Genomic DNA, 11,761 nt, shown 5'->3' with positions numbered 1-11,761 from the left:
GGTTTGAGCTGCTTTCTCTTGCCTACTTCTCTTTGCAGCCGGCAAAGAGAAGTAGGTGCCGCCCCGCACAGGGGCAACGCTAATAGACCACTAACAATTCAAGGAAAGGCCAAAGCCCTAAGAACACGGACAATAAGCGCCGCGAAGGCAAAAACCCTAACTATTTCCTAGCAGCCAGATCCACGTCCAATCCCCCATCCTCCCCCATCCTCACAATCCCCTTGGAAACATCCCTTCGATATCCATAAAGATCAAACTTCATGACCCCAGGATTAGAACTATCCCGAATAAAAGTCCTCGCATTCGTGACCAACGAATTAAACATCTTCACATCACCCGACTCGATCCAGACAAAACTCTTCGCCGCCCCAGCAGGCGGCCTCGCAGCAGCAACGGATGCATCACGCTTGAACTTCAACACCAACCCCTCATCAGTCACCGTCGCACTAGCCAGCCGCCCCTGCAAAACCGGCGGCGGAAACACGGTGTACTGATCGAACACCAGTTCGCTACCCTTCAACGCAACACCCTTGCGTGTAAACGGCGTCAACGACGCCAACGGAATATCCAGCGCCCGCAACAACCCCGCCTGCGGCACCCCCAGCACCTTCACCGAGGTCGGCTCATAGACAAGATGCCGCTCATCCTTAGCCACGATCGTGCCGCTCATCGTCGTCGGCAGCCACACGCCAGGAAAGTGATTCCACAACTTGATCCCGCCCGATACTTCCAACTTGCCATCCACCGGCTTCAACTGCAAATCGTTCAGCGAACGCGGCTCATAGTCGAGCAGATAATCGTTGAACAACGCCGCCATGGCAGGCCACGGCTCGACCACTTCGCCGCCAATGATCCGAATGTCGTACTGGTCCGGATCGTCGAGGTCGACCGGTTGACCCGGATTCTTCGGCACCATCTGCGCATCCAGCGAACGCACATGAAAGCCGATTCGACCCGATACGTAGAAGTCGACATTCTCGACGTGAATCAAGGGTGCAGGTCCGGACGAGTGCCGCTCGTCGCTAATCGCAGAGCCGGGCGTCGCCATGCTCTGACCGACAAATGCCGCCCGCGTGCCGACCGGGATCGCGCGTGCAACCGATGCCGTCCGCAAAGTCTGCGGCACCTGTTGCCAGACCAGGCGCGCCTGCGCGAGCGACGCCTGCTGCGCGCGAATGAAGCTGTCGTTAAAGCGCGCGCTCGCGCTGCCCACTTGCGTCGGCGCATCTTTCGACGCGCTGGCTAGCGTGGGATATGACGGCAAGTGGACGTCCAGTGCGCCTGCCTCGTCGAAGGTGAAGTAGCCGGCCGCCATCTGGTCGCGGTAGTGGTACAGGTCGAGTACGAACGGCGCATTCGTATCAAGTGGCGTTAGCGCCATGTCGATGTTCATCGGCATCGAACGCATGAACTTGACGTCGCCGCCCTGTACCAGCATGCCGCGCGGTGGCATCGTCGCGGGCCAGTCGATCTTCTGCACCGTGTGGTCGTCGAGCGTGAAGCGCACACCTGCCGCACTGGTGTTGATCTGCGTGATGGTCATGCGCAACGCGGGTGGCGGCGTGAGTTTGGCCACCTGCATCACGACGTCGTCGCCGTCGAGACGCGCGATCGGCGTGTCCACCTTCAACAGGTCAGCCATCTTCACGTGCGCGGCCTGCATCAGCTTGTCTGCGCCGACACCGGCCACTTCGACGTGGTCGGCATGGAACACGAGGTTGTCGGCGTTGCGCATCGACAGCGACCCGATCAGCACGATCGGCACCCACGTGTCGCGATGCATTTCGCCCGTAATTCGCAAGGTGCCGCCGTCTTGTGGCACCACTCGCATATTGCGCAGCGGCGAGCCCTGGTACTGGAACAGGTAGCGATTGAAAATCGCAGTGAGCTTGGCGCTGTCGAGCGTGACGTCGCCACGGTGGACGTTGATCGTCACGCTGGTCGGATCGTCGAACACGATCGGCTGTCCAGCGCGCGCCGGCGTCAGCGTCGCGGCCATGTCGTGAATCATGAAACCGATGTCGCCGGTCACGCGAAAGTCGACGTCGCGCGCGAACATCAACGAACCGTCGATGCCGGAATCTCGCAGCGTAAGCGGACGGCTGCGCTTTTCGGTCATGCCGCTCGCGGCCGGCACGCGTGCGGCGACGCGCTGTTCGGCAGCAAGCTGTTTGGCCTTGGCGAGTTCGAGCGAGGGGCGCGATGCAAAGGCAGGATGATCGGTGCTCGCAACGGCGGTGCCGCTCGAAGCCGTAGCGACGCCGTTCGTGGCGTTAGCGGTGAGTCCCGCGTCCGGTTGAGATTTTGCCGTCAGCGGGCTGTCGTTGTTGCTCACAGCGTTCGCCGCCGTGCTCGTTTGTGTCGACGGTGCGGATGCGGCATCGCCGGTCGTGGAACTCGCGTCGGCGCATGCGGACATCAGCAGCGCGGCCGTCACCAGTGCGGCGCCAGCGCCAGCACGCGTGCGCCATGATTCTCCGAGCGGCGTGCGCGCCACTCGACGCGACAACATTCTTTGAAGCGGCCGCAGCGCGGGCTCCGCCTGCACGCCGTCAGCCGATGTTTCGCCCAATGCGCCTGTCTGTTTCATGACGTCTCCTCCTGAGTCCGCGGCGCGTCTTTTGCGCGCCCGGCACGGCATGGTCGGTCGCACATACGTCGGCTTTAAACACCGTGCCGCCGTTGCGCGCCTTTGACCTGATTGTCTTGATTTGTCAGCGCGCTGCCGACAAGATTTCTGGAGGACGCTCACCAAACGATCAAGCGTTTGAATCGCCACAACAAGTCACTGGAAAGCCCCACGCATCAGGCTTGAGCGCGCTGTACGCAAACGGGATTCAAACGGCATTCAGAGCGCGATTTGGGCGTGGAACGAGGGGCGCGTGCATCGCGCAGTGCGTGACGCGCATGTCAGAACAGCAAAAAGGTCGCAAATTCGAATGCGGCGCTGCAATAAAACCGCAGCGAGACGCCAGCCAAGGACGCTCAGGTTCGGCTTCGCGAAACCGGGCTCGGGCGCCCTATCGAGCGCTGTCCTTCAGTGAGCTGCGGCGACGCCGGGTGAACCAGCGGTTATGCGCAGCTCCGCTACGCATCGCGGCTAACCCACACCCAACCATTCCTGCATAACGTCCGGCCGCTTCACAAACGACGCGAGCGCGTCATCGAAGACAATTTCGCCGTGCCCCATCACCGCAACCCTGCTGGCGATGTCTTGCGCAATGACAAGCCGCTGCTCGATCAGCAGCATCGCCACACCACGATCACGCAACATCCGCAGACATTGCGCGACCTGCCCCATCACCACGCTGGCCAGCCCTTCGCCCGGTTCGTCGATGACCAGCAGGTCGGGGTCGCCGAGCAATGCCCGGGCGAGCGTCAGCATCTGTTGTTCGCCGCCCGATAACACGCCGGCGCGCGTGCGCTTTCTTTCGCGCAGGACGGGGAACAGTTCGTAGGCGTCGTCAAAGGTGAAGCGCGGTGCACGGCCGCGAGCGTGCGGTGCCACACCGAGTTGCAGATTCTCATGGACGCTCAGCGTCGGAAACACGTCGCGATGCTCTGGCACGTAACCGAGCCCCAGGCGGGCGATCTCGAAGGTGCGTAGTCCGCCGAGCGCATGGCCGGCAAAACGCAACTCGCCCTCGCTGCGCACGAGGCCCATGATCGCGCGCGCCAGCGTCGAGCGTCCGGAGCCGTTACGCCCGACAAGCGCGACGACTTCGCCGGCGTCGATCTGCAAGTTGACGCCGTGCAGGGTCTGACTCGCGCCGTACCAAGCGTTCAGTTGTCGAATGTCGAGCAAGGCAGTCATGGGCGGACGCCGTCGCCAAGATAAGCGGCGCGCACGGCCGCATCCGCGCGAATCGCCGCCGGCGTGCCGGTCGCGATGATCCGGCCTTGCACCAGCACCGAAACGCGGTCGGCAATCGCAAACACGGCGTCCATGTCGTGCTCGATCATCAGCAACGTACGGCCGGCGGTGGTCGCGCGAATCAGTTCGATGGCGCGCGCCGCTTCGGCGCGGTTCATGCCCGCAGTTGGCTCGTCGAGCAGCAAGGTGTGCGCGCCGCCTGCAAGCGCAAGGCCGAGGTCGAGCGCGCGTTGCTCGGCATAGCTAAGCGTGCCGGCCTGGATATGTCTGCGCGCACTCAGCCCCACGGCTTCGAGCACCTGCTCGGCACGCGCATCGACCGTACGTGAGCCGCTGAAACGCTGCCACCAGCGCGTGCGGTCGCGCTCGGCCAGCATGGCCGCGCAGCGCAGGTTGTCGAATACGCTGAGGCGTGCGAACACGCTAGTGGTCTGGAAGCTGCGCGCGAGGCCCCGGCGCGTGATGGCGGCCGGCGCGAGGCGCGTGATCTCCGCGCCGAACAGATCGATGCGCCCGGCGTTCGGGCGCGCGCCGCCGGCAATCAGATTGAACAGCGTCGACTTGCCCGCGCCGTTCGGACCAATCAATGCATGGCGCTCGCCTGGCTCGATCGCAAGATCGACGCCGCGCAGAATCCGCGTGGCGCCGATGCGTTTTTCGACGCCGTAGACCGCGAGGGCCGGGATCATCGCGCGTCTCCGGCGATCTGCGTGGCGCTGGCGCGCACGGCAAGACGTGCTTGCGCACGATGTGCATAGTGCGCGGCGAGTGCGCCTGGCGCGGCCAGCATGAACACCACGACGCCGAGCCAGAAATGCGGCGAGGCCGGTTCCAGCGGCACACCGATGACGCTGAACGCCGCGCCATCGGCCGCGCCAAATTGCACGGCATACGCCCACTGCACCGCGAACACGACGGCCAGCGTCCATAGCACCGCTGAGGCCGCGCCCCATAGATACGCCTTGCCGCATACGCGCCAACCGTAAGCGGCAACACGTGCCGTGTGCCGCTGCATGAAGCCCGCCAGTCCATCCGGCGACGCCACCACGATCACGACAAAGAATAGCCCCAGATAGAACAGCCATGCCCGCGTCACGCTCGCCACCGCGACGCTGAAAAACGTCAGGACGATCGCGCCCGCGACCGGCCCGAAAAACGCTCCTGTGCCGCCGATCACCGTCGCGATCAGCACGGCGCCCGAGCGCATCATGCCGACGCTTTCCGTCGACACCAGTTCGACATTGATCAGCCCCAAGGTGCCGGCAATACCGGCAAAAAACGCCGACATCACCACCACGCCATAGCGGATACGGCGCGGATAACAGCCGATCGCCGCGGCGCGCACTGGGTTGTCGCGCACGGCGTTGGCTAGCCGCATGAACGGTGTGCGCGACAACACGAACATCGCGACGCTCGCCAGCACGCACCACAGCGCGATCAGCGCATACGCCTCGCGCGCCGGGCCGAAACTCCAGCTTGCGAGCATCGGTCCGCTCGCGCGATCGATTGGCACGCCGGCCTCGCCGCCGAACCAGTCGGGCAGCGTCCACGCGGCCGCGGCGACGAGCTCGCCGATGCCGAGCGTGATCATCGCGAAGGCCGTCCCGGCGCGCCGCGTCGACACGAAACCGAACAGGACTCCGCACAGCGCGCCGCCGAGGCCGCCGATCAACGGCAGCAGCACCAACGGCACACCGATGCGATTGAACACTTGCGCCGCAATGAGCGCGCCGAGGCCGGAATAAGCGGCATGTCCGAAAGAAAGCAAACCCGTTTCGCCGAGCAGCAGGTTGTACGAAAGCGCGAATACGATCATCGTCGCGGTTTGCGCGAGATAGGCGAGGAGCCAGCTTTGCGGCCAGACAAAGGGCGGCACGGCGAGGAACAGAACGAGCGCGAGCCATGGCGCGAACCTGCGCAACATCGAGCGCGGCTTGACTGCCGGCGCAGCAAACTTCTCGGGCGGCTCACGCATGATCGTCACGCCGTCCGAACAGTCCACGCGGGCGCAGCGCCAGCATGGCGACAAGCAGCAGATAGGGAATCAGCGGCGCGAGTTGCGCGAGCGTCAGCGTGTCCCATGCGTCCGGCAGCACGCCTCCGAATACGGCCGTGAGATCGCCCAGTGACACGTCGCTTGCTACCGCGAAGGTCTGCACGCAACCGACGATCAGCGATGCCGCCAGCGCCCCGCTCAACGAGCCCAGTCCGCCGATCACGACCACCACGAAGACGATCGAGCCGAGCGACTCCGCCATCGACGGTTCGATCACGAAGAGCGGCGCACCGATCACGCCGGCCAACGCGGCGAGCGCTGTGCCTGCCGCGAACACACCGGTGAACACGCGCGGCACGTTGTGGCCGAGCGCCTCGACAGCGCTCGCATGCGTGAGCGCGGCGCGAACGATCAGCCCCGCCTTCGACACGCGCAGCACCGCGTAGAGCACCGCCAGCATCGCCAGCGACACCACCATCATGAAGGCCCGATAGCGTGCAAAGGCCGCGCCGTAGAGGGTGAACAACGGCCCGTCGAGCACGGCCGGAACAGTCGCGCCAAGCGGACTCAAACCCCAGCCGAGCTTGACCAGCTCACCGAGCAGATACGCGGCGCCGAAAGTCAGCAACAACTCGGGGAGATGACCGTGCACACGCACGCGCCGCAGCAGCCAGCGCTCCAACGCCGCGCCGATCAAGCCGACGATCAGCGGCGCGATCACGAGCGCACTCCAGAAACCCGCATGCGCCGCCACCGAAAAACCGACGTACGCGCCGAGCATGTAGAAGCTCGCGTGCGCGAAATTCAGCACGCCGAGCATGCTGAAAATCAGCGTCAGGCCCGCCGACAGCATAAACAGCAGCAGGCCGTAACTGACACCGTTGAGCAGGTTGATGACGAACGACTGCACGCGCCTATTCCGCCTGCACAGCGACGGTCAGCGGTTCGAGCGCCGCGCGCAAGTCGGCGGGCAAGCTCACCGGGCGACGCGTGACGCGATCCACATACACGTGCACGAAATGCCCTTGGGCGGCGGGTTGATCTTCGCCCTCCTTGAAGAGACCCACTTCGTAGCGCACGCTCGAGGTGCCGAGCCGCACGACCCGCAAGCCCGCTTCGACGCGCTCGGGAAACACCAGCGGCGCGAAGTAATTGCAATGCGTCTCGACCACAAGACCGATCGTCGCGCCATGCTCGAAATCGAGCACGCCGGCGCGAATCAGGTACTCGTTCACCACCGTGTCGAAGTAGCTGTAATAGACGACATTGTTGACGTGGCCGTAGACGTCGTTGTCCATCCAGCGTGTGGTGATCGGTAGAAAATGCGGGTAGGCGCTGCGCGTGGCCGGTGCGGGTTTGTTCATCGCTTACTGCCCCGGTTTTTCGACGAACTCGAACGGCAAGCCGCGCCGCCGCATCCATTCACCGAGCGCCTGACCGGTGCCCGCACGCCATGGACGCAATTTGGCCGGCTCGACCAGCCGGTATTCGAGCAATTCCGGCGACAGCGCGACCGTGCCGTACGCCTTCACGTGATACGCGATGATCAGTTCGTTTTTGCGGATGAATTCGTACACGCCGATCAATTCGACCGTCTCCGCGTGCAGCGAGGTTTCTTCCAATACTTCGCGGGCAATGCCCTCTTCCGGGGTCTCGCCGTTTTCCAGAAAACCGGTGATCAGCGCGAACATGCCTTCCGGCCATGCGGCGTTGCGCGCGAGCAGAATCTTGCCGTCGTACTCGACGATCGCGGCTACCACCGGCAGCGGATTGTTCCAGTGAACGTAGCCGCATTCCGTATCAGGGCAGATCTGGCGGATCCGGCCGCCTTCGTGTTCGGCATCGACGCGCTCGATCAAAGGCGTAGCGCAGCGCGGACAAAATCGGTGTTCGGTCATGGCGAGTGGGTCGTCTCTTATGGTTCGTGTGCGGCGTTGTTCAGTGTTGAATGTCGTGCTGCGGCCGGTTCAGCAACTCGTGCGCGGTGCTGTTTGTACGCCTGGTTCCTGGTTTCAGCTTCCAGTCCAAGTTCACGGTCCCAGCCTGGTCGCAGGCGCGCAGTCGATGCGGTTTCAGGCCAGACACAGCTCGCGCACTTCCGCAGCGAAACGCTCGACGGTTTCCGGCTGCGTGTCCCACGCGCACATCAGCCGGCAACCACCCGCGCCGATGAACTCGTAGAACTTCCAGCCGCGCGCACGCATTGCCTTGGCGGCCTGCGCCGGCAATTGCGCAAAGACCGCGTTCGATTCTCGCGGAAACATGATGCTCACACCGGGAATTTCCTGCAACCGCGTTTCCAGCAAGGCCGCCATTGCATTCGCATGACGCCCATTGCGCAGCCAGACGTCGTTATCCAGCAGTCCGAGCCACGGCGCGGAGATGAAGCGCATTTTCGAAGCGAGTTGGCCGGCCTGCTTCAGACGGTAGGCGAAATCGTCGGCGAGCGAGCGATCGAAGAACACCACGGCTTCACCGACCGGCAAACCGTTCTTGGTCCCGCCGAAGCACAGCACGTCGACGCCCGCACGCCACGTGATCTCGGACGGATGCACGTCGAGCGCCGCGACCGCATTCGCAAAGCGCGCGCCGTCCATGTGCACTTTCAGATGACGCCGCTTGGCGATCGCCGCGATCGCGCGCACTTCCTCGACGGTGTAGACGGTGCCCACTTCCGTCGATTGGGTCAGCGTGACGACCTTCGGCTTCGGGTAATGAATATCGGCGCGGCGCGTGACGACCGCTTCGATCGCATCCGGCGTGAGCTTGCCGCCGACGCCCGGCGCGGTCAGCAGCTTCGAGCCGCCGGAGAAGAATTCCGGGCCGCCGCATTCATCGGTTTCGATGTGCGCGAGTTCGTGGCAGATCACCGAGTGATACGACTGGCACAGCGACGCCAGCGCCAGCGAATTGGCGGCCGTGCCGTTGAACACGAAAAACACTTCGCAGTCGGTCTGGAACAGATCCCGCAGGCGGTCGCAAACCTGGTTGGTCCAGGAGTCGTCGCCGTAAGCGGGTTCGTGGCCGCTGTTGTTGGCAGCGATCAGCGCGTTGAGCGCTTCGGGACAGATGCCGGCGTAGTTGTCGGACGCGAAATGTTGCATGGCTGGCGGCGCGCCCGGCGACGGGCGCGCTGAGATGTCGGGAAAGCCGTCATTTTAGTGCGCCGGTGAGTTATTTGTTTTTTGGCCTGGTATTTGCCTCGTAGGCGGTTCAACGGGCCCATGCGCTCGGCGCAAGGCGGCGGACGAACTTGCCTTGCTGGCGCTTGGACTTGGACTTGCGCCTGCACTTGCACCTGCACCTGCGCCTGCGCCTGCGGGATCGGTTGACGTCGAGGAATGCGCCCCCGGAAAGACCGTTAGTTGCAGCCGCAATCGGGCATGCGGCCACGGCCTCGCGGCATGTGTGCCACGACGATCAGGCAGGCCGCGCCCAACAGTAGCGTCCCCGCCGCCAGCCACAAGGCCGGCGAGAAAGACCCCGTGTGCTCGGCGATCGGCGCGGCCACCAGCGGGCCGACGATCTGGCCGACGCCGTAAGCCGCCGTCGCATAGCCCATCAGGCCGGCCGCTTCGTCGCCAAGCAGGCGCCGCGCCTCTCGCATCGCGAACAGGGTGATGGCCGTAAATGGCAGGCCGATCAGGATGCTGCCGAGCGAGAACCCGCCCGCCGTGGGCCAGACGATGCCGAGCGCAATACCGGCGGCTTGCAGCACATAGCAACCGGCGAGCAGGGTGCGATTGTCCCAATGCACCGGCAGGCGTGCCGCGAGAAGCGCACCGACGATCAAGGCCGCGCCGAACATAGGCCAGAACAGATCGGGCCAGGACGAGCCCGGCAGCGCGTGGCGCGCGATCACCGGCAGGAACGTCGCGGTGATGATGTAGCCGAAGCCGGGCACGCCATAGAGCAGAATCAGCCAGAAGGCGTCGGCGCGGTGCGGGGCACGGTTTGTGGGGGCGTGTTGGCCGGCGGCGGGGATTTGGTTCGCGACGGAGAAATGGTTCGTGGGTCGCTGAATTGCGACGTATTGGCCGGTGTCGTGCTGCCCGGCGGAGTGCTGCCCAGCCGAGCGTTGACTGGCATGAGCGACGGGCATCGACCCGTTCGTGGCAAGCGTCGCGCCTTTTGAAGTGGTGCCGGTCACGGCCCCGAACACGGGCCAAACCACGATCGAAAGCACCGCCGCGATGAGTCCGAAACCGATCCAACCGACCGTCGCGCCATAGCCGCCCGCAGCGCTGACGAGCAAACCTGTTCCGACAATGCCCATGCCCGGGCCCGTATAGATCACCCCGCCCCACCCGTGCGCGCCGAGTTCGGCGAGCCGCCGCAAGCCCCACTGCGAGGCGAACACGAAGGTCCAGGCGCTGACCGCGCCGGCGATGAAGCGCACGACGGCCCACACCCAGAATTGGCTTGTTACGCCCATCGCCAGCGTCAGCAGGACCGTCGCGACAAGCCCCGCGCGCACCATACGCGCCGGCGCCACCCGCAGCGCCGCGCAGGTGATCGCGCCGACGAAATAGCCTGCGTAGTTGGCCGATGCGAGCCAGCCGCCGTGCTGGATATCGATCTGCGGCTGACCGAGAGCGCCGCCGTGAAGCATCAGCGGCAGGAGCGGCGTGAACGCAAAACGGCCGATACCGAGCACCACGGCCAAGGTGATCATGCAGGCAAGCGCCGCGCGGCGGGCAGCGTGACGTTCGGTAGCGGTGTCTTGCGCGCTGGAAGCGAGATCGATCATAAGTGGACGAATAGCGGAAGCGGGCCGGCAGTCGCCGGTTTGTTCAATCCATATTAGCTTGACCTTTAGATCACGAAAAATGAATAATTGCGATACCAACCATCGCCAGGAGAGAATCATGGATCTGGCCGCCTTGACCATTTTTCGTGCTGTCGTGCGGGAAAACGGCGTGACGCGCGCCGCTGCCAAGCTCAATCGCGTGCAATCGAACGTCACGACGCGCATCAAGCAACTCGAGGAGCAACTGGGCACTGACCTGTTCATCCGCGACGGCCGGCGCCTTGTTTTGACCCCGGCTGGCGAGACACTGCTGCCCTACGCTGAGCGTCTGCTCGCACTCGCCGACGAGGCGCGCCATGCCGTGCGCGAGGATCGTCCGAGTGGGCGCCTGCGTTTGGGCACGATGGAAAGCGTCGCGGCGACGCGTCTACCTGGATTGCTCGCGAGTTACCACCAGCGGTGGCCGGATGTCGCGCTGGAACTCGAAACCGGCACGACCGGCAAGCTGATCGAGCGGGTCCGCGAATTCGAAGTGGATGCGGCGTTGGTGGCGACGCCACCAGATCCAGCCACGCTCGGTGAATTGTTCGAGACAGTGCCGGTTTTCCGCGAAGAACTGGTGATGCTGTCGCCGCGAGGCCATCGGCCGATTCGCGAAGTACGGGATATTGCTTTATCGACGCTGATCGCGTTCGAGCGCGGGTGTGCTTACCGGGCGTACATCGAGAAGTGGTATCTGGAGCATGGCGTAAGGCCGGCCCGCGTTCTGGAGCTCGGCTCGTATCATGCGATCGTGGCTTGTGTCGCCGCCGGCGCGGGAGTGGCCGTGGCGCCGCGATCAGTGCTCGATCTGCAAACGGATACGAGCAACATCGCGGTTCATGAGCTTCCGGATATTGGTGTGATCGAGACGCTTCTCGTCTGGCGACGAGGGCATTTTTCGTCCGCGCTCAATGCGCTGCGGCAAGCGCTTGTGTCGGGAGAGGATGCGGTGGAGTTGACTACCGTTGCACCGGTAGGCGTTGCTTGAATTTTTGCTTGTTGCTTTGCCTGCGTGGCGGGGAACGCTAACCGCCACCGCAATCGGCCAGGTTGATGCACGGCAAGACACGCCAAGGCCAAAAACAACTTGGGCCACCCG

At 64.1% G+C, this 11,761-nt stretch carries 10 protein-coding genes; 1 reads left to right on the top strand and 9 read right to left on the bottom strand.

Annotated features, from left to right (window positions below; translation table 11 throughout):
- Window positions 1-160 precede the first annotated feature (160 nt).
- The 9 genes from FSO04_RS36630 to FSO04_RS36590 all read right to left on the bottom strand — a co-directional run bounded on the left by FSO04_RS36630 (window position 161) and on the right by FSO04_RS36590 (window position 10,620).
- Complete coding sequence (locus tag FSO04_RS36630; RefSeq protein WP_154566374.1) at window positions 161-2,512, bottom strand: hypothetical protein; 2,352 nt, start codon at window positions 2,510-2,512, stop codon at window positions 161-163.
- Between the two features lie 588 nt (window positions 2,513-3,100).
- Entirely contained in the window at window positions 3,101-3,814 is a 714-nt protein-coding gene (locus tag FSO04_RS36625) for an ABC transporter ATP-binding protein (RefSeq protein ID WP_154566369.1), read from the bottom strand.
- A complete protein-coding gene (locus tag FSO04_RS36620; RefSeq protein ID WP_154566368.1) occupies window positions 3,811-4,563 on the bottom strand; it encodes an ABC transporter ATP-binding protein in 753 nt (250 codons plus the stop codon). Before FSO04_RS36620 ends, FSO04_RS36625 begins: the two co-directional genes overlap by 4 nt.
- On the bottom strand, window positions 4,560-5,849 hold the full coding sequence (locus FSO04_RS36615; RefSeq protein WP_154566373.1) for a branched-chain amino acid ABC transporter permease: 1,290 nt from the start codon (window positions 5,847-5,849) through the stop codon (window positions 4,560-4,562). The genes FSO04_RS36620 and FSO04_RS36615 overlap by 4 nt, the downstream gene beginning before the upstream one ends.
- The gene (locus FSO04_RS36610; protein ID WP_168435968.1) at window positions 5,842-6,780 is read right to left on the bottom strand and encodes a branched-chain amino acid ABC transporter permease; all 939 of its coding nucleotides are present in this window, start codon (window positions 6,778-6,780) and stop codon (window positions 5,842-5,844) included. The genes FSO04_RS36615 and FSO04_RS36610 overlap by 8 nt, the downstream gene beginning before the upstream one ends.
- Window positions 6,781-6,784: 4 nt before the next feature.
- Entirely contained in the window at window positions 6,785-7,234 is a 450-nt protein-coding gene (locus tag FSO04_RS36605) for an acyl-CoA thioesterase (protein ID WP_154566367.1), read from the bottom strand.
- 3 nt (window positions 7,235-7,237) lie between these two features.
- The gene (locus FSO04_RS36600; RefSeq protein WP_154566366.1) at window positions 7,238-7,768 is read right to left on the bottom strand and encodes an NUDIX domain-containing protein; all 531 of its coding nucleotides are present in this window, start codon (window positions 7,766-7,768) and stop codon (window positions 7,238-7,240) included.
- A gap of 174 nt (window positions 7,769-7,942) precedes the next feature.
- Window positions 7,943-8,974, bottom strand: coding sequence for a threonine aldolase family protein (locus FSO04_RS36595; protein WP_154566365.1), 1,032 nt, complete (start codon window positions 8,972-8,974; stop codon window positions 7,943-7,945).
- A gap of 257 nt (window positions 8,975-9,231) precedes the next feature.
- A complete protein-coding gene (locus FSO04_RS36590; protein ID WP_154566364.1) occupies window positions 9,232-10,620 on the bottom strand; it encodes a YbfB/YjiJ family MFS transporter in 1,389 nt (462 codons plus the stop codon).
- Between the two features lie 118 nt (window positions 10,621-10,738).
- Between FSO04_RS36590 and FSO04_RS36585 the strand changes: the two genes are divergently transcribed.
- Window positions 10,739-11,650, top strand: a complete 912-nt coding sequence (locus FSO04_RS36585) for a LysR family transcriptional regulator (RefSeq protein ID WP_154566363.1) — start codon at window positions 10,739-10,741, stop codon at window positions 11,648-11,650.
- The last annotated feature ends 111 nt before the right edge of the window (window positions 11,651-11,761 follow it).

The organism is Paraburkholderia madseniana (genome assembly GCF_009690905.1).
GTDB classification, from domain to species: domain Bacteria; phylum Pseudomonadota; class Gammaproteobacteria; order Burkholderiales; family Burkholderiaceae; genus Paraburkholderia; species Paraburkholderia madseniana.
This window is presented reverse-complemented; position numbering and strand designations above follow the sequence as displayed.